The sequence below is a fragment of the Streptomyces sp. NPDC001634 genome (assembly GCF_040298185.1).
GTDB lineage: Bacteria > Actinomycetota > Actinomycetes > Streptomycetales > Streptomycetaceae > Streptomyces.
In genome coordinates this window covers 1-26,574 of sequence record NZ_JBEOZU010000026.1, presented here as the reverse complement: position 1 = coordinate 26,574, position 26,574 = coordinate 1, and the positions used below count along the sequence as shown (strand labels likewise).

The 26,574-nt window shown below is 69.5% G+C and carries 25 protein-coding genes; 18 read left to right on the top strand and 7 right to left on the bottom strand.

The annotated features are described in order from the left end of the window. Positions 1-24: 24 nt before the first annotated feature. Entirely contained in the window at positions 25-519 is a 495-nt protein-coding gene (locus ABT186_RS19255) for a DUF3145 domain-containing protein (RefSeq protein ID WP_351236757.1), read from the bottom strand. Positions 520-791: 272 nt separating this feature from the next. Here ABT186_RS19255 and ABT186_RS19250 point away from each other — a divergent pair, with 272 nt between their 5' ends. The 4 genes from ABT186_RS19250 (at position 792) to ABT186_RS19235 (ending at position 4,714) form a co-directional block, all read left to right on the top strand. Next, on the top strand, positions 792-1,694 hold the full coding sequence (locus ABT186_RS19250; protein ID WP_351926000.1) for an SGNH/GDSL hydrolase family protein: 903 nt from the start codon (positions 792-794) through the stop codon (positions 1,692-1,694). A gap of 10 nt (positions 1,695-1,704) precedes the next feature. After that, a complete protein-coding gene (locus ABT186_RS19245) occupies positions 1,705-2,676 on the top strand; it encodes an aldose epimerase family protein (protein WP_351227459.1) in 972 nt (323 codons plus the stop codon). 16 nt (positions 2,677-2,692) lie between these two features. Beyond that, positions 2,693-3,277: a LysR substrate-binding domain-containing protein gene (locus ABT186_RS47990; RefSeq protein ID WP_502973249.1), complete on the top strand. Its 585-nt coding sequence runs from the start codon at positions 2,693-2,695 to the stop codon at positions 3,275-3,277. A 93-nt stretch (positions 3,278-3,370) separates the two neighbouring features. Next, on the top strand, positions 3,371-4,714 hold the full coding sequence (locus ABT186_RS19235) for a pyroglutamyl-peptidase I (protein WP_351925998.1): 1,344 nt from the start codon (positions 3,371-3,373) through the stop codon (positions 4,712-4,714). On the opposite strand, the gene ABT186_RS19230 is transcribed toward ABT186_RS19235, so the two are convergent. From ABT186_RS19230 to ABT186_RS19220, 3 genes are all read right to left on the bottom strand, one after another. Next, positions 4,701-5,513, bottom strand: coding sequence for an EI24 domain-containing protein (locus ABT186_RS19230; RefSeq protein WP_351925997.1), 813 nt, complete (start codon positions 5,511-5,513; stop codon positions 4,701-4,703). The genes ABT186_RS19235 and ABT186_RS19230 overlap by 14 nt on opposite strands. Positions 5,514-5,653: 140 nt before the next feature. Beyond that, entirely contained in the window at positions 5,654-6,517 is an 864-nt protein-coding gene (locus ABT186_RS19225) for a hypothetical protein (RefSeq protein WP_351227453.1), read from the bottom strand. A 379-nt stretch (positions 6,518-6,896) separates the two neighbouring features. Continuing rightward, entirely contained in the window at positions 6,897-7,919 is a 1,023-nt protein-coding gene (locus ABT186_RS19220; RefSeq protein WP_351227451.1) for an NADP-dependent oxidoreductase, read from the bottom strand. A gap of 102 nt (positions 7,920-8,021) precedes the next feature. Between ABT186_RS19220 and ABT186_RS19215 the strand changes: the two genes are divergently transcribed. Continuing rightward, positions 8,022-8,474 carry a MarR family winged helix-turn-helix transcriptional regulator gene (locus tag ABT186_RS19215; protein ID WP_351227449.1) on the top strand — a complete coding sequence of 151 codons (453 nt, stop codon included), beginning with the start codon at positions 8,022-8,024 and terminating at the stop codon, positions 8,472-8,474. A gap of 23 nt (positions 8,475-8,497) precedes the next feature. On the opposite strand, the gene ABT186_RS19210 is transcribed toward ABT186_RS19215, so the two are convergent. Continuing rightward, the gene (locus ABT186_RS19210; protein ID WP_351227447.1) at positions 8,498-9,358 is read right to left on the bottom strand and encodes an SCO2400 family protein; all 861 of its coding nucleotides are present in this window, start codon (positions 9,356-9,358) and stop codon (positions 8,498-8,500) included. 247 nt (positions 9,359-9,605) lie between these two features. On the opposite strand from ABT186_RS19210, the gene ABT186_RS19205 reads away from it, so the two are divergent. From ABT186_RS19205 to ABT186_RS19145, 13 genes are all read left to right on the top strand, one after another. Further along, positions 9,606-10,763: a mandelate racemase/muconate lactonizing enzyme family protein gene (locus ABT186_RS19205; protein ID WP_351227445.1), complete on the top strand. Its 1,158-nt coding sequence runs from the start codon at positions 9,606-9,608 to the stop codon at positions 10,761-10,763. Next, positions 10,760-11,764 carry a zinc-dependent alcohol dehydrogenase gene (locus ABT186_RS19200; RefSeq protein ID WP_351227443.1) on the top strand — a complete coding sequence of 335 codons (1,005 nt, stop codon included), beginning with the start codon at positions 10,760-10,762 and terminating at the stop codon, positions 11,762-11,764. Before ABT186_RS19205 ends, ABT186_RS19200 begins: the two co-directional genes overlap by 4 nt. 118 nt (positions 11,765-11,882) lie before the next feature. Further along, positions 11,883-12,848, top strand: coding sequence for a hypothetical protein (locus ABT186_RS19195; protein ID WP_351227441.1), 966 nt, complete (start codon positions 11,883-11,885; stop codon positions 12,846-12,848). Between the two features lie 50 nt (positions 12,849-12,898). Further along, positions 12,899-14,008, top strand: coding sequence for a multiple monosaccharide ABC transporter substrate-binding protein (gene chvE, locus ABT186_RS19190; protein ID WP_351227439.1), 1,110 nt, complete (start codon positions 12,899-12,901; stop codon positions 14,006-14,008). Positions 14,009-14,051: 43 nt separating this feature from the next. Next, a complete protein-coding gene (gene mmsA / locus ABT186_RS19185) occupies positions 14,052-15,602 on the top strand; it encodes a multiple monosaccharide ABC transporter ATP-binding protein (RefSeq protein WP_351227437.1) in 1,551 nt (516 codons plus the stop codon). Beyond that, a complete protein-coding gene (gene mmsB / locus ABT186_RS19180) occupies positions 15,599-16,843 on the top strand; it encodes a multiple monosaccharide ABC transporter permease (RefSeq protein WP_351227435.1) in 1,245 nt (414 codons plus the stop codon). The genes mmsA and mmsB overlap by 4 nt, the downstream gene beginning before the upstream one ends. A 59-nt stretch (positions 16,844-16,902) precedes the next feature. Continuing rightward, the gene (locus ABT186_RS19175) at positions 16,903-18,081 is read left to right on the top strand and encodes an aldose epimerase family protein (RefSeq protein ID WP_351925995.1); all 1,179 of its coding nucleotides are present in this window, start codon (positions 16,903-16,905) and stop codon (positions 18,079-18,081) included. 164 nt (positions 18,082-18,245) lie between these two features. Then, positions 18,246-20,042 carry a pyridoxal phosphate-dependent aminotransferase gene (locus ABT186_RS19170; RefSeq protein WP_351925993.1) on the top strand — a complete coding sequence of 599 codons (1,797 nt, stop codon included), beginning with the start codon at positions 18,246-18,248 and terminating at the stop codon, positions 20,040-20,042. A 160-nt stretch (positions 20,043-20,202) separates the two neighbouring features. Beyond that, positions 20,203-21,789 carry a PstS family phosphate ABC transporter substrate-binding protein gene (locus ABT186_RS19165; RefSeq protein WP_351925991.1) on the top strand — a complete coding sequence of 529 codons (1,587 nt, stop codon included), beginning with the start codon at positions 20,203-20,205 and terminating at the stop codon, positions 21,787-21,789. Positions 21,790-21,902: 113 nt separating this feature from the next. Then, positions 21,903-22,610, top strand: coding sequence for a TetR/AcrR family transcriptional regulator (locus ABT186_RS19160; RefSeq protein WP_351925989.1), 708 nt, complete (start codon positions 21,903-21,905; stop codon positions 22,608-22,610). 10 nt (positions 22,611-22,620) lie between these two features. Continuing rightward, positions 22,621-23,769: an FAD-dependent oxidoreductase gene (locus ABT186_RS19155; protein WP_351227425.1), complete on the top strand. Its 1,149-nt coding sequence runs from the start codon at positions 22,621-22,623 to the stop codon at positions 23,767-23,769. Positions 23,770-23,802: 33 nt separating this feature from the next. Then, the gene (locus ABT186_RS19150; protein WP_351925987.1) at positions 23,803-24,783 is read left to right on the top strand and encodes a helix-turn-helix domain-containing protein; all 981 of its coding nucleotides are present in this window, start codon (positions 23,803-23,805) and stop codon (positions 24,781-24,783) included. A 297-nt stretch (positions 24,784-25,080) separates the two neighbouring features. After that, positions 25,081-25,605, top strand: a complete 525-nt coding sequence (locus tag ABT186_RS19145; RefSeq protein WP_351227421.1) for a hypothetical protein — start codon at positions 25,081-25,083, stop codon at positions 25,603-25,605. A 24-nt stretch (positions 25,606-25,629) separates the two neighbouring features. Here ABT186_RS19145 and ABT186_RS19140 read toward each other — a convergent pair whose 3' ends face one another. Together ABT186_RS19140 and ABT186_RS19135 are read right to left on the bottom strand one after the other, a co-directional pair. Further along, on the bottom strand, positions 25,630-25,905 hold the full coding sequence (locus ABT186_RS19140) for a hypothetical protein (protein WP_351227419.1): 276 nt from the start codon (positions 25,903-25,905) through the stop codon (positions 25,630-25,632). A gap of 39 nt (positions 25,906-25,944) precedes the next feature. Then, complete coding sequence (locus ABT186_RS19135; RefSeq protein ID WP_351227417.1) at positions 25,945-26,403, bottom strand: RrF2 family transcriptional regulator; 459 nt, start codon at positions 26,401-26,403, stop codon at positions 25,945-25,947. Positions 26,404-26,574: the final 171 nt, after the last annotated feature.

Here is a 26,574-nt window from a genome sequence, read left to right as displayed (position 1 = left end):
CGGTGGGGGCTTGTCGCGCGCGTTTCAGACCACCTGGTGCAACCAGCGCACCGGAGCTCCCTCACCCGCGTACCGGAACGGTTCCAGTTCGTCGTCCCACGGCTTGCCCAGTAGTTTGGCCAGTTCGGTCTCCAGGTCCGTCTCGCCGCGCTGGGAGCGCACCAGGGCGGCGCGCAGTCGGTCCTCGGGGATCAGGATGTCGCCGTGGATGCCGGTGACCGCGTGGAAGATGCCGAGGTCGGGGGTGCAGCTGTAGCGCTCGCCCTCGGCGGTCGGGCACGGTTCCGCGGTGACCTCGAAGCGCAGCAGATGCCAGCCGCGCAGCGCGGAGGCGAGCTTGGAGGCGGTGCCGGCCTCGCCCTGCCAGGAGAACTCCGATCTCCAGGTGCCGGGGGCGGCGGGCTGCCGGATCCAGTCGAGGTTGACGCGCGTTCCCAGCACGCCTGCGACTGCCCACTCGACATGCGGGCACAGTGCGCGTGGCGCGGAGTGCACGTACAGGACTCCACGTGTCGTCACCTGAACCTCCGGGCAGACCGCGACATCTTGTAACTTTACGGAAGGGGTGTGGCAAGAGCGGCCACGGGGCGAGGCTACCGTGCGGCGGCGCAAGGAGTGTGACGTACCGTCGGTCCCGACGCCCGTAAACTCCGAGGTTTCACCCAAGGGGACGCGGGGCTGACCCAGCGTGTTCGAAGCGCTGCCGAACGACTGCGCGCACGGACGGACCATCCGTGTGCTTCGCCGCTGTGCAGCTACGCCGAGATGACGACGAACGAGGGGATCAGGGGATGCGGAAGCGAAGCCACCGCTCGCGGGCCGTCGTCGCGATCGCGACGGCGGCCGTTCTGGGGCTCGCCGGGTGCGACGCCTCCGGTGGCAACGAGGCCGCCCCCGAGGGCACCGCCGTCAAGGCGCAGCCGTCCCCCAAGCCCACTCCGGTCTGGAACCGCGCCCCCGCTTCTGTCGCCGCGGTCGGCGACTCCATCACCCGCGGTTTCGACGCTTGCACCGTGCTGACCGACTGCCCCGAGGTGTCGTGGGCGACGGGTGGCGACGCCAGTGTCGACAGCCTCGCGGTGCGGCTGCTCGGGGCGGACGGGGCCGCGCAGCACAGTTGGAACTACGCAGTGACCGGGGCCCGGATGTCCGATCTGGCCGGCCAGGTCGAGCAGGCGGTGCAGAAGAAGCCGGAGCTGGTGACGGTGATGGCCGGTGCCAATGACGCCTGCCGCTCCTCCGCCTCCGCGATGACCTCGGTCGCCGACTTCCGCAAGCAGTTCCAGGAGGCCATGGACACCCTGCGCGAGTCACTGCCGAAGGCGCAGGTGTACGTGTCCAGCGTGCCGAACCTGCTGCGGCTGTGGTCGCAGGGCCGTACCAGTCAGCTCGGCAAGCAGGTGTGGAAACTGGGCATCTGCCCGTCGATGCTGGGCGACGCGGATGCGCTGGACGCGCAGGCGACCAAGCGGCGGAACACGGTGCAGGCCCGTGTGAAGGCCTACAACCAGGTACTGAAGGAGGTGTGCGCGAAGGACCGGCGGTGCCGCTTCGACGGCAACGCGGTCTTCGACTACCACTTCGGCACCGACCAGTTGAGCCACTGGGACTGGTTCCACCCGAGCACGATCGGTCAGGCGCGACTCGCCGAGATCGCCTACCGCACGATCACGGCAAAGGACCCTGTGACCTAGGGTTTCCCACATGAGCGAACTTTTCGGCACACTTCCCGACGGCACGCCCGTCCACCGCTGGACGCTGGAGCGCGGCGGAGTGCGGGTGCGTGTCCTGTCGTACGGCGGGATCGTACAGTCGGCCGAGGTCCCGGACCGGGACGGGCGTCCGGCGGAGGTGGTGCTGGGCTTTCCTGATCTGGACGGCTATCTGACCCATCCGGAGCCGTACCTCGGCGCGCTGGTCGGCCGGTACGCCAACCGCATCGCGGGCGCCCGCTTCCGGCTCGACGGCCGGACCTATGCGCTCGAACCGAACAACGGCCCGAATTCGCTGCATGGTGGGGCGCGAGGCTTCGACAAGCACATATGGGACGTGGAGCCGGTGGAGCACGGTGTACGGCTGTCCCGGGTGAGCCCGCACGGCGAGGAGGGTTTCCCGGGCCGACTGGAGGTCTCGGCCACCTACACCCTCGCCGCGGACGGTGCCCTGCGGATCGCGTACGAGGCGGTCACGGACGCGCCGACGGTGGTGAACCTGACGAACCACTCGTACTGGAACCTGGCCGGTTCGGGGAACGCGGGCGGGCACGAACTGCGGATCGCCGCCTCGCGGGTCAACACGGTGGACCTGAACCTGATCCCGGTCGGCGCGCCGGAGGACGTGGAGGGCACCCGCTTCGACTTCCGGGCGCCCCGGAAGGTCGGCTCGGGGTACGACCACAACTTCGTGCTCGACAAGGGTGTGACCGGAGCCGCGAAGGAGGTCGCCGAGATGCACGACCCGGCCTCCGGGCGGGTCCTGACCGTGGCCACCACCGAGCCCGGGCTCCAGCTGTACACCGCGGACCACCTCGGCGACCCGTTCATCCCGGGCGAGGGCATCGCGCTGGAGACGCAGCACTTCCCGGACTCCCCGAACCGGCCGGAGTTCCCGAGCACGGAGCTGCGGCCGGGCGGGGTGTACCGGTCGGAGACGGTCTACGGCTTCTCGGTGCGCTAGCCAGCCCCGAACCGACGTGTTCCGGCCCGCGAGTCTGTCGTACGGGGCCGGGAAGCGACGAGCCCCGGCCCGGAGGTCAGGTGACGGACCGGCGGTGCGCCAGGGAGGAACACGTCCCGAGTCAGACGTCAACCGTCGCCGTCACCCGGCGGTCGGCGGTCGGCAGTCGGCAGTCGGCAGTCGGCAGTCGGCAGTCGGCAGTCGAGCGGCCGGCGATCGAACGGCCGGCCTGGATCTCGTACGAACCGTTCCGGTGCGGCTCGGCCGGCTCGCCGACGCCGACCGGCTCTCCGGCAGCTCCCGCCCCGAGGGCACCCTCCTCGACGCGGCCCTGCGCCAGGGCTTCCGCCCGCGCGTCGCGCATGTCGTGGCCGAGTGGACCGCCAAGCTGGGGTACGTCGCCGCCCTCGGGGTCACCCTGGTCCCGGCGCTCGCCGCCGAGTCCGTACGGTCTGACGTCGTACTGCTTCCGGTACTCGACGAGGGCGCGCCGGCGCGGGCGGTGTGCGCGGCCACCGCACGGGGGCGGTCCAGACCGCAGGCCGCCGAGGCGTTCGTCGCGGTGCTGCGGGAGGCGGCGGCGCGAATCCCCTCCTCCTGACTCCCGCCCCATGGCACACGTCACTTCCGTCACGCGATACTGCGGCTGTCCCGCACCAGCGCACCCCACTGCGACGGAAGGACCTGAACTCCCTTGCATTCCCTACGTGTTCGCATCGGCGCCCTCGGTCTTGCCCTGCTCGCCGGACTCGCGGCCCCGCCGACCGCGACGGCTCAGGCGGCCCCCACCGCGACCGTCGAGGAACAGAGGCTCGACCGGGCAGTCCCGCAGGAGATCCTCAAGCGCTCCGGATTCGACTCCGTGGCACCCGAGTTCGCGCGGGCGCTGGCGAAGACCCACTCGTACGCACAGGCCGAGCGTGTGGTCGCACGGCAGGGTTCCCTGTTGTGGCGGCGGGCCGTCGGGCGGGCGCAGGGGCGGGGCCCCGCGGAATATGAAAGGCGCGAAGCGCTTCCTTGGAAGGGTGGTGGTGGGAGACGGGCAGGCCTCAGCCGGGACGACGACCGGCCGCTGTACTGGGCACGGCTCGGTATGGCCAGGGAAGTACGCACCTGGGAGCCGGAGTTCGGCCTGTCCGACGCCCAGCGCGCCGCGCTGCTGTCGAAGCTGGAGGTGACCTCACGGGGCCAGGACGCCATCCGGTACCCGCACGACAAGGGCGTGAAGCGCATCCTGCTCACCGGGTTCGACCCGTTCACGCTGGACCGGGACATCCGCATCTCCAACCCGTCCGGGGCCACCGCACTCGCGCTCGACGGCACCACGATCGAGACGGCGGACGGCCCGGCACGCATCGAGACCGTGGTGTTCCCGGTGCGGTGGCAGGACTTCGCCGGGGGCACCTCCCAGGCGTTCGACTCCGGGGGAGGGACGGTGGAGCGGACGCTACGGCCGTATCTGCCGAAGGTCGACCTGTTCACGACCGTGAGCCAGGGCCGGGTCGGCCGGTTCGACGTCGAGCGGACCAACGGGGCCTGGCGGGGCGGCTTCCCGGACAACGACAACATCGGCCGGACCGAGACGATCCCGGTCCCGGCCCCGGCCACACAGCCGCAGTGGACCTCGACCACCCTCCCCTACCGGGCGATCGTCGCCGCCCACACCGGGCGCTTCCCCGTGTACGACCACACGGAGGTGACCGAGATCCCGGCGGGCGGCACCGATCCCGTCGTACGGCCGGACGGACCGACCGCGGGGTCGACGGCCCGGGCCGGGGGCGGCGGCAACTACCTCTCCAACGAGATCGCGTACCGGGCGACGCTGCTGCGGGACCGGCTCGGGCTGCACGACACCTTGCCGGGCGGACATGTGCACACCCCGGTCCTGCAGTTCGGGACGGGGAACACGGATCCGGCGACCGGAACGGTCACAGATCCCGAGTTCGTACGCAACCGGCTCGACATCATCGCGCAGGTCCGCGCGATCGTGACGGTGGCGGCGAACTCGACGTTCGGTGACCCCATCAGGGACCGGTGACCTGCTGCCCCTCGGGGTCGCCCGGGTTCCCGGGCTCATCACCCTCGTCGGTGATCTCCTCGCCCAGCAGGTCGCGGGCCAGCAGCGTGGCGCCCGCGACCGCGCCCGGCATCAGGAAGACGGCGACGAAGGGGACGAGGAAGGCGAGGCCGAGGGGCGTTCCGAAGCCCCAGACGAGCAGTTTGCGGGAGCGCAGCAGGGTGAGGCGTTCGCGGAGTTCGACACCGCGGCGCTGGAGGGCGACGGCGGTGAGTTCCTCGGTGAGGAAGAAGCCGGTGACGAAGAAGCCGATCACGGGGACGACGGTCTGGCCGACGAACGGCAGGAAGCCCAGGGCGAAGAGGAGGACGCCCCAGAGGGCGGCGCGGAGGAGGATGCGGAGGCTGTCGCGGGCCGATATCCACAGTTCGCGGTGGAGCGGTAGGCCCGACTCGGGTGCCGTGCCGTCCGGGGACACGTCCCGGTCGACCGTCTCCGACAGGTTCTCGTAGAAGGGCTGGCCGACGAGGAGCGTGACGGCGGTGAAGGTGAGGACAGCGAGGAGGAGGGCGAGGGCGAAGAGGACGACGGTGAGGAAGCCGCGGAAGAGACCGAGCCAGGGGCTGGGCCAGCCGTCGGCGAAGGGGGTGGCCCAGGTGACGGCGTCGTCGCCCCAGAGGGCCAGGGCGACCAGCGCCGCCGCGTAGAGGACGAGGGTTATCAGCCCCGGCAGGAGACCGAACCCGTACTGCTTGCCGTGCCGGGCCACCCAGCGCTGGCCGTTGAGAAGATGGCCGAATCCCGCCCCAAGATCACGCATGGGTGAACTCTAGTGGGGGCCCTACCGTCCCTGGGGGCTGCGCCCCCAGAACCCCGATCGGTCTCAACGGCCCCCACGGCCTCAACGGCCTCGTCCTCAAACGCCGGACGGGCTGGTTGTGCTCGCCCCGGGCTGCACAGTCATGCCGGTGTCACCGCCACCACCATCCCCTGTTCCGCCGCCGGGTTCATCGCCGCCGACACCCGTACCGCTGTCGCCCTCGCGTAGCGGCCCGTGCGGGAGGCCGCGGAAAGGAGCAGCGGCTGTATCTGCTCCAGGCCCGCGACCAGCAGTTCCTCGCCCGCCAGCAGCACCGGGCGGGCTGCCTTGGTCGTGGCCGCCGCCGCTTCCGTGAGGTCTGCCAGGGGCGGCAGGGTCGCCCGGACCACGGTGGCCCCCGCTGCCGCCGCCCGTTCCACGAGGCCCACCTGGAGCGGCATCAGCGGTGCGAGCGCCGCCGTGAGCGCGTCGGCGATGCGCGTCAGTTCGGGCGCCGAGTCCCGGAGCACCTCCGCCGCGGCCCGGATCAGCGGCGTCAGGGCGAGCAGCGTGCCCGCCGCCAGGCCGGCCGCCGCGGGCAGCAGCGGCGACGTCGACTCCACCAGTTCCCCCAGGACCGACGCGACCTCCTCCACCGCCGGTTCGAGCGCGTCGAGCACCGGCAGCAGACTGTCGCCCAGCGCGGTCAGCAGCGCCTGCGCCGGTTCGCTCACCGGGTGCACCGCCAGCGGCGCACCGGTCGTGCCCAGCCGGGTCAGCGTGTCGACGATCCGGTAGAACGCCTCCTGCGCCTGCGGCGACGCGCTCGCGTCCGCGAGCTCCGCCGTGGTCTGCCGCAGGACACGCAGTGCTTCGGCCCCCGAACCGTCCCTCGGGTCCAGCGTGTTGACGGCGATCCGTGTGATGTTCCCGGCCGTGTCCAGGAGCTGGCCGGCGATATCGGTGGTGCTGCGCGCCATGCGCACCACGTCGTCCATGCTGGGGAGCGACGGAATCGGGGACATGGAGCCCTCCTCGCCTCGTACGAAGCGTCACGGGCCTCGAACGGTGCCGAGGCAGCCGCCTCCAGCATGCCCTCTCCGGCCGCCCTGGAGGCGCCGTTCGGGCTTCCGTCACCACCAGGCCATCTCCGCGACCACCGGAGGGGGAGATTCTGCCGGGGAACCTGAATCCCGGGAAGCCTGTGCCTGGGAAGCCCGAGCCCGGCAAGCCCGAGCCCGGCAAGCCCGAGCCCGGCAAGCCCGAGCCCGGCAAGCCCGAGCCGGGAAGCCCGAGCCCGGGAAGCGCGGAGGCCGCACCCCACGTCCAAGGGTGCGGCCTCCGTCGTACCAAACGACCTTGGTCGGACGAGCGTCACGGTGATGACCATGGTCGGTCCGGACGTCAGAGCTTGACGATCATCTTGCCGATGTTGTCGCCGCGCAGGACGCCGAAGAACGCCTCCAGGTTGTTCTCGATGCCCTCGACGACGGTCTCGCGGTACTTCAGCTCGCCGGAGCGGACCCAGGCGCCGACCTCCTCGACGAACTGCGGCTGCAGGTCGTAGTGGTCGCCGACCAGGAAGCCCTCGATGCGGCCGCGGGTCTGGATGAGCCGGGCGAGGTTCCTCGGGCCGGGGGCCGGCTCGGTGTTGTTGTAGACGGAGATCATGCCGCAGACGGCGATACGGCCGCCCTGGTTGAGGGAGCCGATGGCGGCCTCCAGGTGGTCGCCGCCGACGTTGTCGAAGTACACGTCGACACCGTCCGGGGCGGCCTCGCGCAGCTGCTCGCCCACCGGGCCGTTCTTGTAGTTGAAGGCCGCGTCGAAGCCGTACTCCTCGACCAGGAGCTTGACCTTCTCGTCGGAGCCGGCGGACCCGATGACCCGCGAGGCGCCCTTCAGCTTGGCGATCTGCCCGACCTGGCTGCCGACAGCACCCGCGGCACCCGACACGAAGACGGAGTCGCCCTCCTTGAAGGCGGCGGTACGCAGCAGACCGGCGTAGGCGGTGAGCCCGGTCATGCCGAGGACGCCGAGGTACGTGGACAGCGGCGCGGCGTCGGGATCGACCTTCACGGCGTTCTTGGCGTCCACGACCGCGTACTCGCGCCAGCCGAAGAAGTGCAGGACGTGGTCGCCGACCTCGATCCCCTCGGCGTTGGAGACGACGACCTCGCCGACCGCGCCGCCCTGCATCGGCTTGTCGAGCTCGAACGGGGCGACGTACGACTTCGCGGCGGACATACGGCCGCGCATGTACGGATCGACGGAGACGTACTTGTTCCGCACGAGCACCTGGCCCTCACCCGGCTGCCGGACCTCCGTCTCGACGAGGGCGAAGTCCTCGGGCTTGGGCCAGCCGACCGGGCGGCTGAGCAGGTGCCATTCGCGGCTGACGGCGGGGAGAGCGGGGGTGTCGGACATGGGGCCTTTCCTCTACGTGCTGCGGCTCAAATACTTCAGTACCTGAAACAACGATGCTCCTGAATATTTCAGGATGTCAAGTAAAGAGGTAGCCTGGAGTTCATGGCCACGCAGAGAACAACCCGCATCGACCCCCTGACCCTGGAAGTCGTGGACCTCATCGGCACCGTCGTGGCCCGCTACCACGAGGAGTACGAGGAGGCCGCGGCCGACCACGCGCTGACCGGTGCGCAGGCGCGACTGCTGAGCCTGCTGTCACTGGAGCCGCTGCCGATGCGGCGGCTGGCGCAGAAGCTGAAGTGCGAGCCGTCCAACGTCACCGGGATAGTGGACCGGCTGGAGGCGCGTGGTCTGGTGGAGCGCCGCCCGGACCCGGCGGACCGCCGCGTGAAGCTGGCGGCGGTGACGGAGGAGGGCCGACAGGTGGCCCGTGGCCTGCGGAACTCCCTGAACTTCGCGCGCGAGCCCCTGGCGGGCCTGTCCCGAGAGGAACGGCTGTCCCTGCGGGATCTGCTGCTCCGCATGCTGGACGGGACGGCGACGGACGCCGGCTGACGGGACCCGCCTCGCCGGGAGCCCTAGGTGCACCACCACAGGAATCGGTTGCACGTTTTCGTTGGTGACGGTTCGGGCGTCGGGATCGTCGACGTCGGTTTCGCCGACGGAGCCGAACCGGGTGCCGTGGTAGCCGTCGCCGTAGGGGCCGGTGCCGAGTGGGGCGGGAGCGATGTCGCGGCCGCCGACTGCGCGGCCCCGGCCTTCTTCTTCTCCTCGTCGGACTTCTTGCTCTTCGAGGACGCGGAAGCCGACGGAGACGCGGACGCCGACGACGACACCGAGGTCGTACCTGCGACGCCCCCGCTCCCGGTACCGCCCGAGGTCCCGTCCGTCTGCTTGGCGGAGGCCGCTCCTTCCGCGGTCTCGCTCCCGGCGGTCGCAGCCTTCGGGGTCGAGCCGGGCGCCTCGATACCGAGTTCGGCCAGGCTCAGACCACCCGCCGCCAGCAACAGTCCGGCCCCGGCGAACAGCACCCGCCGCCGGCGCCGCCGGTGCGCGGCGGCCTTGCGGTCGCGACGCCCGGACCGCGTCCCGTGATCACCGTCGCGGCCACCGGGCGCCCCGGCGCGTCCCTTCGTCCGCCGCCGGTTCTGCGCACGCCCGGGGCGCACGGCCGCGTCCTCGCTCCCGTGCTCACCCGCGTCCTCGTCCGAGTCCTCGTTGCCGTCCCCGTACGACGCCTCGGATCCACCGAAACCATCGGAACCGCCGAAACCAGCGGAACCGCCGAAGCCATCGACACCGCCGAAACCGTCGGCACCGGCGTGTGTGTCGCCCTCGTCCGCGTATGCGTACGCGCGCAGTTCTTCGACGGGTGTTCCGCACCCCGGGCAGGCGAGGGCGCCGTTGAGGTGCCTTCGGCACGGGTGGCAGTAGTCCATGACGCGGGAAGACTAAGTTCCTGCCCGGTAACGTTCCTAGTGGCTGCTGTGAAAGTTGTGTGGGGAACTATCCCGCTCGGTGTGGCGAGTTGAGCCCGGCGCCAGAAGCAGCCTCCGAAACAGTATCGAAAGCCGTGCCGAAACCGTTATGCGTTCGACCCATTGACACTCCCACCGCACCGTCCTTACTGTCACGCCAGCATTTCGAACGTGTGACGAAATCTCGAACAGCTGAGGGGCAACTGCCGTGCGCATCACCGGAATCAGCACTCACGTGGTCGGGACGCCCTGGCGCAATCTGACCTACGTCCAGGTGCACACCGACGAGGGGATCACGGGAGTCGGCGAGACCCGGATGCTCGGTCACACCGACGCGCTGATCGGCTATCTGCGGGAGGCCGAGGCCAACCACATTCTCGGATCGGACCCGTTCGCTGTCGAGGATCTCGTGCGCCGCATGAAGTACGGCGACTACGGGCGGGCCGGCGAGATCGTCATGTCCGGCATCGCGGTCGTCGAGATGGCCTGCTGGGACATCAAGGGCAAGGCCCTCGGCGTTCCGGTGTGGCAGCTGCTGGGCGGCAAGGTCACCGACAAGGTCAAGGCGTACGCCAACGGGTGGTACACGACCGAGCGAACGCCGGAGGCGTACCACAAGGCCGCCCAGCTGGTCATGGAGCGCGGGTACAAGGCCCTCAAGATCGACCCCTTCGGCACCGGTCACTTCGAGCTCGACCACCAGCAGACCCTCTACTCCGTCTCCCTCATCGAGGCCGTGCGCGACGCCATCGGGCCCGAGGCCGAGCTGATGCTGGAGATGCACGGCCGGTTCTCGCCCTCGACCGCCGTCCGGCTCGCCCGTGAGCTCGCGCCGTTCAAGCCCGCCTGGCTGGAGGAGCCGGTCCCGCCGGAGAACCTCAAGGCGCTGGAGAAGGTCGCCGCGAAGGTCGACATCCCGGTGGCCACCGGCGAGCGGATCCACGACCGCATCGAGTTCCGCGAGCTCTTCGAGAGTCAGGCCGTCGACATCCTCCAGCCGGACGTCGGCCACATCGGTGGTATCTGGGAGACCAGGAAGCTGGCCGCCACCGCCGAGACCCACTACATGCTCGTGGCGCCGCACAACGTCGGCGGGCCCGTCCTGACCGCCGCCTCCCTCCAGGTCGGCTTCACCTCCCCGAACTTCAAGATCCTGGAGCACTTCAACGACTTCGCGGACGCGGAGATCAAGAAGGTCGTGAAGGGCGCGCCGCAGGTCGTCGACGGGTACTTCCATCTCTCCGACGCGCCCGGCCTCGGTGTCGAGCTCGATGTCGACGCAGCGGCCGAGTTCCCGCAGCAGCAGGCGCGGTTCGACCTGTGGGCCGAGGGCTGGGAGCAGCGCAAGCCCAAGGGGGCGAAGTGAGCACCGCGGTAGTCATCGAGGCACCGGGCGCGCACAGCCTGGTCCCCCACGAGCCCGTGGCGCCCGGTCCCGGCGAGGCGCTCGTCCGGGTCCACGCCGTCGGTATCTGCGGCAGTGACCGCGAGGTGTACCAGGGCAACCGGCCCGAGGGCTACGTCCGCTACCCGCTGATCCCCGGCCACGAGTGGTCCGGCACCGTCCAGGCGGTGGGCGCCGGAGTGCCCGAGTCCCTCGTCGGCCGCAAGACCGTCGGGGAGGGCTTCCGCAACTGCCAGGTCTGCGACCGCTGCCACACGGGTGAGACCACCCTGTGCACCTCGGGGTACGAGGAGACGGGCTTCACCCAGCCGGGTGCGATGGCCACCACCCTCACCCTCCCGGCCCGTCTGCTGCACGTCCTCCCGGACGACGCGGACCTGACGGCGGCTGCCCTTCTGGAGCCCGCCGCCTGCATCGCGGCGGCCGCCCTGAAGGCGAACGCGCAGCCCGGCGAGCGGGTCGCGGTCGTCGGCACCGGCACGCTCGGCATGTTCGCCGTGCAGTTCCTGAAGGCGATCTCCCCGGCCGAGCTGCTGGTGGTCGGCACCAGGAACGACCGCGAGCAGCTGTCGCGGCAGTTCGGCGCCACCGACTTCCGCACCAAGGACCGGGAACTCCCCGACGACTTCGATGTCGTCATCGAGACCGCCGGGTCCGCGTCCGCCGCGCGCACCGCCGCCTCCCTGCTCAGGCGCGGCGGACGCCTGGTCCTGACGGGCATTCCGGCGCCGGGCGCCGAGGGCCTCGACCCCACCGATCTCGTCGTACGGCAGCTGGAGGTGCACACCGTGTTCGGGGCACCGCCCGACGCCTGGGCGCACACGGTGCGGGTCTTCGGCGCCGGACTGCTCGATCCGTTGCCGCTGGTCACGCACGAGCTGCCGCTCGCCGAGTTCCCGCAGGCCATCGAGCTCGTGGGCGCCGGCGACCCGAAGGTCGGAAAGGTCCTGCTGCGGCCGTGATCCCCGAAGCCGTACGCCGGTACGGAGTTACCTGACGAACTCCGTACCGGCGTACCACCAACCCCTCACACCCTGAGCCGCGAACCTCGTCCGAAATACCGAACATGAAGGACACCTTGTGACCGACTCCGCTACGGCAGCCCGAAGGCCCGGTGAGCAGGCGCTCGCCGAGCTCGGCCTGGGCGCGCCCGACCTCTCCCCCGCCGACGCATCGCCGCACACCTTCCCCGGAGGCGGCCGCTGGCGCACCGAGATACCCTCGTGCGAGGGACCCGAGGCGCTGGCCGTGGTCCTCAAGGAGTCCTCTCGGCTCGACGTGCCGATCCACCGGATCAGCCAGGGCAGCGGCGTATGGATGCTGACCGACGCCGAGATCACCGAGATGGTCGAGGCCACCAATGAGCGTGACATCGAGCTGTGCCTTTTCACGGGGCCACGGGGCACCTGGGACATCGGCGGCTCGGTGCGCACGGACTCCCGCGGCGGCGGTCTGCGCGCCCGCGGCCACGACGCCGTCGCCGGCTGTGTCGAGGACTCCGTCCGGGCCACGGAGCTGGGCGTCAAGTGCCTGCTCGTCGCCGACGAGGGTGTGCTGTGGACCCTGCACCGGGCCCGTGAGAAGGGGATCATCCCGGCCGACACCACGCTCAAGGTGTCCGCGCTGATCGGCCCGGTCAACCCGGCGTCGTACGCCGTCTACGAGCGCCTGGGCGCGGACTCGCTCAACGTGCCCAGCGATCTGACGCTCGACCATCTCACCGAGATCCGGCGGGTCTCCGCCGCTCCCATGGACATGTACATCGAGGCCCCCGACGACCTCGGCGGGTACGTACGGATGTACGAGGTCGCCGAGCTGATCCGGCGCGGCGCACCGCTCTATCTGAAGTTCGGTCTGTCCAAGGCGCCCGGGATCTACCCCTACGGCACCCATATGCGGGATCTGACCCTGGACACCGCCCGGGAGCGGGTGCGGCGCGGCCGTCTCGCTCTCGACCTGCTCGCCCGGCACGGCGCGGACGGCGACATGGCGCCGCTCGGCTCCCGGCTGCCCGGTTCCCTCAACCGCTTCCCCACCGGCGCCTGAACCGCCGGCCGCACCCCTCTCAACGACGAGAAGAACAAGGACTGATCAGCATGCGTACTCGTAGAGCCGCTCTCACCGCGATAGCCGGAGCCGCCTCCCTCGCCCTCACCCTGTCCGCCTGCGGCCAGAGCGGCTCGGGCGGCAGCAAGGACGACAAGGGAAGCGCCAAGGGCGGAACCATCGGCATCGCGATGCCGACCAAGTCCTCCGAGCGCTGGATCAACGACGGCAACAACGTCGTCAAGAACCTCGAGGCCAAGGGCTACAAGACCAAGCTGGTCTACGGCGAGGACGACCCGAGCACCCAGGTCTCGCAGATCGAGAACCTGATCACCCAGGGCGTCAAGGGCCTGATCATCGCGGCCATCGACAACAAGTCGCTGAACAACGTCCTCCAGGAGGCCGCCTCCGCGAAGATCCCGGTCATCGCCTACGACCGCCTGATCCTCGGCACCAAGAACGTCGACTACTACGCCTCGTTCGACAACGAGAAGGTCGGCGTGCTGCAGGGCACGTACATCGTGCACAAGCTCGGTCTGGACAGCGGCAAGAAGGGCCCGTTCAACATCGAGCTGTTCGCCGGTTCGAACGACGACAACAACACCAAGTACTTCTTCGGCGGCGCGATGAGCGTGCTGCAGCCGTACATCGACAAGAAGGAGCTGGTGGTCAAGTCCGGCCAGACCAAGCTCAACCAGGTCACCACCCTGCGCTGGGACGGCACCACCGCGCAGAAGCGCATGGAGGACATCCTCACCTCCGCCTACAAGAGCGGCAAGGTCGACGCGGTGCTCTCGCCCTACGACGGCATCTCCATCGGCATCCTGTCCGCGCTGAAGTCGGACGGCTACGGCTCGGGCAGCAAGCCGCTGCCGGTCATCACCGGCCAGGACGCCGAGCTCGCCTCGGTGAAGTCGATCATCGCCGGTGAGCAGACGCAGACCGTCTACAAGGACACCCGCGAGCTCGCCAAGGTCGCCTCGACCATGGTCGACGACGCCCTCAACGGCAAGACGCCGCAGACCAACGACACCAAGACCTACGACAACGGCACCAAGGTCGTCCCCGCCTACCTGCTCCAGCCGGTGAGCGTCGACAAGTCCAACTACGAGGACGCCCTGGTCAAGGGCGGCTACTACACCGACGCACAGCTGAAGTAGCCGACGCATCCCCCACCGACCGCAACGACTGGAAGGCACGACCATGGCGGGACCCGTCCTGGAAATGCGCTCGATCGTCAAGACCTTTCCCGGCGTCAAGGCGCTGTCGGACGTCAATCTGACCGTCCGGCAGGGCGAGGTCCACGCCATCTGCGGGGAGAACGGCGCCGGTAAGTCGACCCTGATGAAGGTCCTCTCCGGCGTCCACCCGCACGGCAGTTACGAAGGGGAAATCCTCTTCGAGGGAGAGGTCTGCCAGTTCAAGGACATCCGGGCGAGCGAGCACCACGGCATCGTCATCATCCATCAGGAACTGGCGCTGGTGCCGTATCTCTCCATCGCCGAGAACATCTTCCTCGGCAACGAACACGCCACGCGCGGGTTCATCAACTGGAACGAAACACTCAAGCACGCCACCGAACTGCTGCGCCGCGTCGGCCTCGACGAGCACCCGGAGACCCGGATCACCGACATCGGCGTCGGCAAGCAGCAGCTCGTGGAGATCGCCAAGGCCCTGTCGAAGCAGGTGAAGCTGCTCATCCTCGATGAGCCGACGGCGGCCCTGAACGACGAGGACAGCGGCAAACTCCTCGATCTCATCCTGGAGTTGAAGAAACAGGGCATCACCTCGATCATCATCTCCCACAAGCTGAACGAGATCCGCCGGGTCGCCGACTCGGTGACGATCATCCGCGACGGGAAGTCCATCGAGACGCTCGATGTGAAGGCGCCCGAGACGACCGAGGACCGGATCATCAGCGGCATGGTCGGCCGCGACCTCGACCACCGCTTCCCCGAGCGCACGTCGTACGAGGGAGAGGTGGGAGCGGCCCCGGCCCTGGAGATCCGCAACTGGACGGTCCACCACCCGATCGACCAGCAGCGCAAGGTTGTCGACGATGTGTCGATCAACGTGCGGCGCGGGGAGATCGTCGGCATCGCGGGACTGATGGGCGCCGGCCGCACCGAGCTGGCGATGAACGTCTTCGGGCGCACCTACGGCCGGTACGCGAACGGCACGGTCCTCAAGGACGGCAAGGAGATCCGTACGAAGACCGTCGCCGAGGCGGTCGAGCACGGCATCGCCTACGTCACCGAGGACCGCAAGCACTACGGCCTCAACCTCATCGACACCATCAACCGGAACATCTCGCTGACGGCGCTCAACAAGGTCGCCAAGCGGGGTGTGGTCGACGAGCAGCAGGAGCGCCAGGTCTCCGAGGGCTTCCGCAAGTCCATGAACATCAAGGCGCCGACCGTCTTCGAGCCGGTGGGCAAGCTGTCGGGCGGCAACCAGCAGAAGGTGGTCCTCAGCAAGTGGATCTTCGCGGGTCCGGAGGTGCTGATTCTGGACGAGCCCACGCGCGGCATCGACGTGGGCGCCAAATACGAGATCTACACGGTCATCGACCAGCTGGCCGCGCAGGGCAAGGCGGTCGTCTTCATCTCCTCCGAGCTGCCGGAGCTGCTCGGCATGTGCGACCGCATCTACACGATGGCCGCGGGACGGCTGACAGGTGAGGTGCCGCGGGCCGAGGCCACGCAGGAAGTGCTGATGCGTCACATGACAAAGGACAAAGAGGTAACCCGATGAGCACGGATGTGACCGCCAAGACCCCGGCCCCCGCGCCGCCGGGCAAAAGCGGATCGGCTACGGGCGGCGGCCTGCTCCAGCTGGTACTGAACGGCCTGCGCCGCAACATGCGGCAGTACGGCATGCTGATCGCGCTCGGCCTGATCGTCGTCCTCTTCCAGATCTGGACCGGCGGCGACCTGCTGCTGCCGCGCAACGTCTCCAACCTGGTGCTGCAGAACAGCTACATCCTGATCCTCGCGATCGGCATGATGCTGGTGATCATCGCGGGGCACATCGACCTGTCGGTCGGCTCGCTGACGGCGTTCGTGGGCGCGTTCGCGGCGGTGCTGACGGTGCAGCACAGTGTGGCGTGGCCGATCGCCCTGGTGCTGTGCCTGCTGGTGGGCGCGGTCGCGGGCTCGGTGCAGGGCTATCTGATCGCGTATCTCGGTATACCGTCGTTCATCGTCACCCTCGCCGGGATGCTGCTCTTCCGCGGTCTGACGGAGATCCTGCTCAAGGGGCAGACCCTCGGCCCGTTCCCGGACGGGCTGCAGAAGCTCGGCAACGGCTTCCTGCCCGAGGTCGGCCCGAACACCAACTACCACAACCTCACGCTGCTCCTCGGCCTCGTCCTGATCGCCGCCGTGGTGTGGCAGGAGGTGCGCGACCGGCGCCGGCAGCAGGAGTTCTCCCTCGACGTGGTTCCCGCGCGGCTGTTCGCGCTGAAGCTCGTCGCCCTGGTCGCCGCGATCCTCGCCCTCACGATGCTGCTCGCCAGCTACAACGGTGCGCCGATCATCCTCATCATCCTCGGCGTCCTGGTGGTCGGTTACGGCTACGTGATGCGCAACGCCGTCTTCGGCCGCCACATCTACGCGATCGGCGGCAACCTGCCGGCGGCGAAGCTGTCCGGCGTCAAGGACAAGAGGGTCACCTTCCAGGTCTTCCTGAACATGGGCGTGCTCGCGGCCCTGGCGGGTCTGGTGGTCGCCGCCCGTCTGAACGCGGCCTCGCCAAAGGCGGGCGTGAACTTCGAGCTCGAGGCGATCGCCTCTTCGTTCATCGGTGGCGCGTCCATGAGCGGCGGTGTCGGTACCGTCCTCGGCGCGATCATCGGTGGTCTCGTGCTCGGCGTGCTGAACAACGGCATGAACCTCCTCAGCGTCGGCACCGACTGGCAACAGGTCATCAAGGGCCTGGCCCTGTTGGTGGCAGTCGGCTTCGACGTGTGGAACAAGCGCAAGTCCGGTTCGTAAGTCGGTAAGGCCCCCGCCAGGAGGTGGGGGCCTTCAACTTCCTAGTACAGGAGCCGCACATGGAACTGAGCAGACGCACCATTATCGCCGCCTCGGCGGCCGCGGGACTCGCCGCCACGACGGTCGGTACGGCCGGCGCGGCACACGCCGCGGAAGGCACCTCAGGCAGCGCTTCGGGAAGCAGGAAGCCCGTGAAGGAACTCTTCGGCAAGCTGGCCGACGGCACCAAGGTCTACCGCTGGTCGCTGGAGAACGGCGGAACCCGCCTGAAGGTCCTGAACTGGGGCGGTGTGGTCCAGGGCCTGGAGATCCCCGACCGGCGCGGCCGCCACGCCAACGTCTCCCTGGGCTTCGACAACATCGACGACTACGTGGCGAAGACCCCGTACTTCGGCGCACTCATCGGCCGCTACGGCAACCGTATAGCCAAGGGCCAGTTCACCCTGGACGGCAAGAGCTACCAGCTGTCCGTCAACGACGGCGTGAACAGCCTGCACGGCGGCAAGCAGGGCTTCGACAAGCACATCTGGGACGTCGAGCCGTTCACCAAGGGCTCCGACGTCGGCCTGGTGCTGCACTACACCAGCGTCGACGGCGAGATGGGCTACCCCGGCACGCTCAAGGCGAAGGTGACGTACACCCTCACCAGGCACGGCGACTGGCGCATCGACTACGAGGCCACCACCGACAAGGCCACCGTCGTCAACCTCACCAGCCACGTCTACTGGAACCTGGGCGGCGAGGGCAGCGGCACGATCGAGAACCACGAGCTCAAGATCGCCGCCTCCCGCTACACGCCCACCGACTCGGGCCTGATCCCCACGGGCGAGCTGGCCAAGGTCGCGGGCACCCCCTTCGACTTCCGGCACGCCAAGACCATCGGCCGGGACATCCGGGCGGGCCATGTGCAGCAGGTCCAGGCCAAGGGCTACGACCACAACTGGGTCCTCGACAAGGGCATCACGGCGAAGCCCGAGCACATCGCGACCCTCCACGACCCGCGCTCCGGCCGCACCCTGAAGATCGCCACCGACCAGCCGGGCCTGCAGTTCTACTCGGGCAACTTCCTCGACGGCACGCTCGTCGGCACCGGCGGCCACACCTACCGCCAGGGCGACGCGCTCTGCCTGGAGACCCAGCACTTCCCGGACTCGCCCAACCACGCGAACTTCCCGTCGACCGTGCTGCGGCCCGGGCAGACGTACCGGTCGACGACGATCCACACGTTCAGCTCGTAACGCGCCAGGGGGTGGAATCGGTTCCCGAAGTCACACCGGTTTCACACCCGTTGAACAACGCCACCTCCGTATCCGTATGACTGGGTGGCCCGTGCTCCCCCGCGCGGGCCACCCACAGACGACGGGCCCGCCTCCCCACCGGGTCCGCCCCATACGGAGGTTCCATGGGCGACAACGTCACCTCGCTGTTCCGCAGCACCGCGGCGCACAGTCCGTCGATGGCTGCGCTGACGCGTGAGGGCGGCGACGGGACGGGGCCCGTGGACTTCTGTATCCCGTGCAACCCCTACTTCCCCACCCCCGCCATGTTCGACGAGATGGCGGCCCGGTTGCGCGAGATCGTCACGTACTACCCCAGCAGCGCGGACACCATCACGGCCGAGCTGTGCAACCTGCTCCAGTTGCCGCCGCAGTGCGTGGCGATGGGCAACGGCTCGACCGAACTGATCACCTGGATCGACCACCTGATGGTCCGCGAGTCCCTCGCCATCCCCGTCCCCACCTTCGGCCGCTGGACCGACCAGCCCATGGAGACCCGCAAGCGGGTCGACATGTTCCCGCTCCAGGAGTCCAGCGGCTTCGCCCTGGACCTCGCCCAGTACGCCGAGTTCATCCGCAAGCGCGGCACCCGAGTCGCCGTCATCTGCAACCCGAACAACCCCGACGGGGGCTTCCTGCACAAGCACGCGCTCGTGCAGTTCATGGATGCGATGGCCGATCTGGACCTGATCGTCATCGACGAGTCGTTCCTGGAGTTCGCGGACGCCGAGGCCGAGCCGAGCGTCGTGCACGAGGCGATGCTGCGGCCCAACGTCGTGGTCCTGCGCAGCCTCGGCAAGAGCTTCGGGCTCCACGGCATACGTTTCGGCTACCTGGTCGCCAACCCGGCACTTGCGGGCCAGGTCCGCTCCATGCTGCCCAAGTGGAACGTCAACTCCTTCGCGGAGCATGTGGTGTTCATGCTCAAGGAGCACGGCGCCGAGTACATGCAGAGCCTCCAGCAGGTACGCCGCGACCGGCTGGACATGACCGCCCAGCTCTCCACACTGCCCGGGCTGACGGTCTACCCGTCCCAGGGCAACTTCCTCTTCGTGCGCCTCCCCCTGGGCGCCGAAGGCACCGTGGTCCGTGACCGGATGCTCACCGAGCACCGGATCCTGGTCCGCGAGTGCGGCAACAAGATCGGTTCATCCAGCCGCTTCCTGAGACTCGTGGTGCGCCCCCAGGTGGACGTGCGTCGCCTGGTGTCCGGCCTGGAACAGGTGCTCTACGGGACCAGGAGGGGAGCCGCCGTGCCCGAGCTGAGCACAGGGACCAGCTACAGCTCGGGTACGGCGGCGGTGGACCGGCTCGTCAGCGAGACCAACGGGGCGGGCATCGGCCTGGCCTCCCAGGCCGCGGCGATGCCGCTGGCCCCGGGCTCGGCACCGGCCCCGGCGCCCGCTCCGGCACCGGCTCCCCCTCCGGCACCGATGCCCGCGCCGACTCCGCTGCCCTACCCCACCCCCACCCCTGCGCCCGTGCCGGCCCCGGTTCCGGCCCCTGCCCCGATGCCCGCTCCGGCGGCCGCCGCCATGCCCATGGCTCCCCCGGCGGCCATGATGCCGCCTGGGGGCTTTCCGGCCGCCGGTCTGCAGCCGGTTCCGCAGGCCGGCATGCCCGGTCTGCAGCCGGTTCCGCAGGCCGGCATGCCCGGTCTGCAGCCGGTTCCGCAGACCGGTATGCCCGGTCTGCAGGCGGTCCCGCAGACCGGTATGCCCCCTGCTGCGGCAGGACTGCAGGCCGTGCCGCAGACCGGCATGCCCGGACTCGCGGCGACCGCGCAGAACCGGCGCGGCCTCGGCATGCCCGCCGCGGGCGGCCTGACGGCCGCTCAGGTCCGCGGCCGTACCCAGCCGGAACCGGTCCCCGAGCCCACGGGCTGGCCGGCCGCGGGCGCGATGTACAACCAGGTGGGCTGAGCCCGCGAAGCAGGATCGCGGCTCCGGCAGGCGAACCCCGGGTGTCCGAGATGACACATGGGTGAATTCGAGCGGGAGGATCCCGGTTTCCCCGGGTGTGACGCCTCCCGTCCCTTCACCATGGCCTCTCCAACCACCCCATCTGCTACCGGAGTTGGCTGTGCCGGGCTTTTCCTGGGAGTTCGTCTTCGCCGTTCTCGGTCTCACGGTCCCCGTCGCCGCGGCCCTTTGGGAGTTCGTCCTCGCCGATCGCAAACGGCTCGGCTACCGCGTCCAGATGGACACCACCGCCACTGACGCGGCGGCCGCACGCTATGCCGGGGTGCTCCAGCAGATGCGGGGGACGAACGGCGCGCCGCTGAAGGACCCGTCGTTCGTCCTGCTGCGGATCGAGAACAGCGGCTGGGCCCCGATCGTGGAGAGCAACTACCTGGCTCCCGAAGGAGACCCGGTGGGCATCCGGGTCACCTGCCGGGGCCGCCGCGTCGTCGGCATGGTCGTGACCGAACTCAGCCGCAATGAGCTGCGCCGTTTCTTCACCCAGAGACCGGTCACCGAGGGCCAGAGCCCCCCGCCCGACGTCCCGGGCCTCGGGGTCGTCGACGGTCTCATCGAGCTGCCGAAGGTGAAGCTCAACCGCCGCGACCACTACAAGGTGCTGGCAGTCCTGGAACGCGAGGACGGCTTCGGGGAGGACACGTTCCCCGATCCTCTGGTCGAGGCCAGCCTCGTGGGCGGGGTGCGCCGCGGAAGGATCAAGAAGACCGAGTACTACCCGTTCGCTTCGAGGCCGGTCCTGGTGCTGCTCGCCGCTCTGATACTGGTGGGCACCGTCCAGTCCCTCATCACGTTCACCCGCGGCGACACCAAGGCCGCCCCGCTGGACTGCGCCAAGGGGACCCTCACGCTCTCCGGCTCCACGGCGTTCGCTCCGGTGCTCCGGGAGGCCGCGAAGCAGTATGAGAAGACGTGCCCCGACGCGCACATCCCGATCGGCGACGACACCTTCCAGGGCAGCGTCTCGGGGCTCAACACCCTGGCCGCGGCGGGCAAGAAGGCCAAGCCGGCGGGCGGCCAGGGGCTCGGCGACCGGCTGGCGTTCAGCGACGGCCCCAAGAGCGACGGCCGCCCGCAGCTCCTGCCCCGGCCCGTCGCCCTCTCCCTCTTCACCCTGGTCGTCAACAAGGGCACCGGGGTCCAGGACCTGTCCCTGAAGCAGGTCAGGGACATCTACGCCGGAAAGATCACCAACTGGAACCAGGTCAAGGGCAACGACGTACCGATCCACCTCGTCAGCCGCAACCCCGGCTCCGGCACCCGCACCACCCTCGAACGCCAAGTCCTCGGCAACCGGGCGCTGTTGGCCGCCACGGCAAGCGACTGCGCGGCCCTCGACAACGCCAGGCCGGGCCGCTGCGAGGTCGGCGACACCCAGACCCTCCTGGACACCGTGGCCTCGACCCCCGGCTCCCTGGGCCACAGCGAGGTCGGCGCCGCCACGGCGCACGAGGACGTCCAGCTGGTACGGATCGACGGCTACCCGGCCACCCTCGAGGGCGCCGACGAGGGTGCGTACCCGTATTGGCAGACGGAGTTCGCGTACACCTACGGTGAGCCGCCCGCGGACTCCCTGGCGGCCGGCTTCCTGCGCTACCTGGCCAACGAGGTCGGCAAGGACATCATCCGCGCCCACGGCGACCGCCCCTGCGCGGAACTGGCCAAGCCACTGCTGTGCCGCCCCAGCTAGGTCCTGTTTGACACATTTCCGTCGTCTGCCGGAGGGCCGGCCCGGTGGCGGCCGATGACGAACATGTTCGTCACGCACTTGTTCGCTACGAACATGTTCGTTACCGTGGTGGCATGACAGCGCAGCCCCCAACCCCCCGCAGCCGCCGCGAACGCCCCGCCAAACCCGCCCTCACCCGGGACGGGATCGTCACGACGGCCGTGGAGCTGATGCGTGCCGAGGGCCTGGAGCGGGTCACCATGCGCCGGCTGGCGCAGGAACTCGACACAGGCCCCGCATCGCTCTACGTCTATGTCCGCAACACGGCTGAACTGCACGCGGCCGTACTCGACCGGCTGCTCGGCGAGGTGGACCTGTCCCACACGAATGCCGCCGACGACTGGCGTGAGCGGCTCGTACGGCTGCTGACCTCGTACGTCGGCGTGCTCTTCGAACACCCGGCGCTGGCCCGCGCGGCCCTGGTGGCCCGCCCCTTCGGGGAGAACTACCTGGACCTGGTGGACGCGGTCCTGGCCCTGCTCGCCGAGGGCGGTGTCCCGCCCCAGCGCGCTTCCTGGGGCCTCGACCTGCTGCTGCAGTACGCGACGGCGAGCGCGGCCGAGCACGCGACCCGGGGGCAGGAACCCGAGGCGCAGGACGAGTGGGACGCACTGACCCGGGCCCTGCTGAACGCGTCGACGGACCGGCACCCGCAGATCGCCGCGCTGGGGGCGGCACTGCTGTCCGGCGCCGGCGAGGAGCGCCTGGCCTGGGGTTTCCAGGTGCTGATCAGCGGCATCACGGCGGCACCGGAGCCGCCCACCACACCACGTACTCCTTGAGGAGGCCAGCATGTCCGCATCCACTGTCCACCACCGCATCGCCATAGTCGGCGCCGGTCTCGGCGGTCTCGTCGCGGCCCGCGTGCTCCACACGCACGGCATCGAGGTGGCCGTCTACGAGCGTGATGCCTCGCCGACCGCCCGCCACCAGGGCGGCATGCTCGACATCCATGAGGAATCGGGGCAGGTCGCGCTGCAGGCCGCCGGGCTGATGGAGGAGTTCCGGGCGATCGTCCACCGGGGCGGCGAGGAGACCCGGATCGTCGGCGCGGACGGCACGCTGCACTTCCGTGACGCATCGGAGAGCGGGCGTCCGGAGGTGGACCGCAACGACCTGCGCCGCATCCTGCTGGAGTCGCTGCCCGAGGGCACGGTCCGCTGGGGCGTACGGACCCAGGGTTCGCGTCCGCTGGTCGACGACCAGTACCTGGTGCTGACCCAGGAGAACGGCACCCCCGCCTCCTTCACCACGGACGTGCTGATCGGTGCGGACGGCGCCCGGTCGTGGGTCCGCCACGTCCTCTCCCCGGCCCAGCCGGCGTACACCGGCGTCTCGTTCGTGGAGGCCGACCTGCCGGACGCCGCCCTCCGACACCCCGCGACGGCCGAACTCGCGGGCGGCGGCATGCTGTTCGCCCTCGGCGACGGCAAGGCCATCCTCGCGCACCGCGAACCGGACGGCTCGATCCACGCGTATGTGGCCCTCAAGGTGCCCGAGAAGTGGCTGTCCGGCATCGACTTCACCGACACGCCGGCCGCGAAGAAGACCGTTCTGGAGTACTTCGAGGACTGGGACGAGCGGCTGCGCGCGATGATCACCGACGCCGAGGGCCCGCTCGTTCCGCGCCCGATCCACGCCCTTCCCGTCGGCCACCGCTGGGAACACACTCCCGGCATCACGATCCTCGGCGACGCGGCCCATCTGATGTCCCCGTTCGCGGGCGAGGGCGCCAACATGGCGATGCAGGACGGCGCGGAACTCGCCCTGGCCCTGGCCGCCCACCGCGACGACCTCGACGCCGGGCTCATCGCCTACGAAGAGTCCCTGTGCCCACGCGCCAAGGAGGCCGCCGACCGGTCGGCCGCGGGTATGGACCTCCTCTTCGGCCCGGACGCCGTACCTGGCTTGATCGAGATGATGAGGGGGAACGGCTCCTGAAGCCGTGAAAGTCGACACGGCGAGGAGGGGCGCATGCTGAACGAGATGGTGTTCCGGAGCGAGGACCTGCCGGCGGAGGACCGGTTCGACGGCTGGCGGGAACTGGTCGCTCGGACCCACGCCCCGTTGGAGCTCCAGAGTGACCACCGGCAGGATTTCCGGGCTGTTCAGCGTGTTCTGGATCTCGGTGCCGTGACGGTGTGGCCGACGACGTTCCAGCCGGCGCGCTTTCTGCGCACACCGAAGCTGGTCCGGCAGTCCGACCCCGAGGGGCTCCACCTCTCCCTTCCGTTGAGCGGGCCGCTGCGCGCCGCTCGGGGCGAGGAGCAGGCCCTGTTCGGCCCGGAGAGTCTGTGCCTCGTCGACACCTCACGCCCTGTCGACATCTATGGGGGCAATGACTCCACCCCGCACACGGGAATCGGGCTGGAGGTCCCCAAGGCGCTGCTGCCGCTGTCCCGTAATCAGCTCGACCGGGTGGCCGGGCTGCCGCTGTCGTCACTGACCGGCTTCGGGGCGGTGCTGGCACAGCTGCTCAAGCAGTTGGCGAGAGGCACCGCCGCCTACCACCCCACCGACGGGCCCCGGCTGGGAATGGTGGTGGTCGATCTGCTGTCCGCGCTGTTCGCGAACGCCCTGGAGGCCGACCGGTTCCTCCCCCCGGAAAGCCGTCAGCGGGCCCTGGTCCTGCAGATCAAGGCGTTCGTCCAGCAGCACTTGCAGGATCCGCGGCTGACCCCGCGCGCCATCGCCGCCGCCCACCACATATCCCCCAGCTATCTGCACCGCCTCTTCCAGCACGAGGAAGAGACGGTCGCGGCCTGGATCCGCCGCCAGCGCCTGGAACGCGCCCGCCGCGACCTGACCGACCCGGCCTTGGTCACGACCCCCATCCACGCCATCGCGGGCCGCTGGGGTTTTCCCCGTGCAGGCGACTTCACCCGCGTCTTCCGCGCCACATATGGCATACCGCCCAGCGACTACCGCCAACGGGCGCTCTCGATGGCCGAGTGATGGCCGAGTGATGGCCGAGTGATGGCCGAGTGATGGCCGAGTAGACGCAACGCCAAGCAACTGTGGACTCTGCGCCAACGACATCCTGCGGGCCACCCGGCAGGCTGAAGGAGAGGGCGATACGGGACTGTCGAGTGCGCGCACGCGGGGAGCGGGGCGTGCACCTTCCTGAGATCCGCACTCCCGGGGTACCTCGCGGGGGAGGGCGCCCCGGGAGATGCGGCACGTCAGCCGGTCTCCACCGGTTTCCATGAGGACGGGAGCTTTTCCCACTGTCTATTCGAAAATGCGGAGGGTATGAGTTCGGCCGACGAGCTGACCCACTGGGACAGCCCCCTTGTGAACTTCAAGAGTTTCGACTTCCGGGACGGGCAGGGTCATGGCTACCGGTGGGTTCACCTGAAGCGCTTCCATCTGCCGTCGGCCGTATCGGAGGACCGGGACCTTCTCGCCGCGCTGATCGCGCACCCGGAGTTCCGGGACACCTACGACGGCTCCGGCCTCTGGCTCGAACCACGCCATGGCCAGTGGTGGTCCGACCGCATCACCCCTGACACATACGAGCCCATCGACGAGCAGGCCGCGCTCGAAACCGTTCGCAAGTGGGCCACTGCCGGGGTCGTCCTCCCCCGGGCACTGGAGGCCCGGCTGCACGAGACGGTCTACACCCCGATTCACCGGGCGACGAGCCGGTACGCACTCGGCGACCTCCCGGAGGAGGCACAGCACGACTACGGTCCCGTCCATTTCGAGTTCCATGAACTCGTGCTCATCGACCACTCCATAGGGATTCTCACCCTCCTGGTCGCCGCGGACGACTGAGTGTGAGCCGCTCAAGTTCAGAGCTCAGAAGGGCACGGGCAGCCCAGCCTCCCGCAGCCTGATCAGTGCCCTGCCCATGCACTCCGCCGCCGAGACCCCGTCAGCTCGCATGCCCTCGGCCAGAGGACCACCGTGGGCAGCGAACGTCCATGCAGGGCGGCCGTCGCGCACCCGTTCCGCATCGACCCGGATCATGGCCCCCACGCCCTGCTCGCCGAGCCATTCGAGAATGAGCAGCGTCGCATCCTCGACGCCGCTCTCCAGGTCGGCCTTCGGCCAGCGGTCCTTCGCGTTGGTCATGGCCACGACCCTACTCAGGGTCGCCCCCCGAACAGCAGGCTAAGGGTTCTCCCAAGCCGCCGGCTCCTCCGTCAGCTCCCGTACCGGTGCCGGCAGTGTGCCCGTCGCGATGTCCGCGACCGTGACGCCTTCGAGGATCTTTCGTACGTTCGCCCTCAGTGCGATCCACAGGGGAAGGAGTGGCTCTGCCGAGCCCGTGTACGTCAGGCCCGTCGGCCGTTCGCCCCGTACCGACACGATCGGGCCGTCCACCGCACGGATGACGTCCGCCACCGTGATCGCCGACGCCTCGCGGGCCAGGCCGTAGCCGCCGGACCCGCCGCGCCGGCTGGTCACCAGACCCGCACGGCGCAGATCGCCGAGGATCCCCTCCAGAAACTTGTGCGGAATGCCCTGCGTGGCGGCGATCGTCTCCGCCTTCACCGGGCCGTCGTCCTGTCGTACGGCCAGCTCCAGGACCGCCCGTACCGCGTAATCCGCCCGTGCCGAGATCCTCATGTGCCCATTGTCATGCTTGTCACCGGGGACAATGACCGGAGCCGCGCCTGTCGAGGAGACTGTCCTGGTGTTGAGCAGACGTACCTTCAGCGCGATCGCCGGCACCGCCGCGCTCGGCCTCTCGCTCGGCGGGAGCGGCGGGGTGTGCGCCGCCGCGAGCGCGCCGACCGG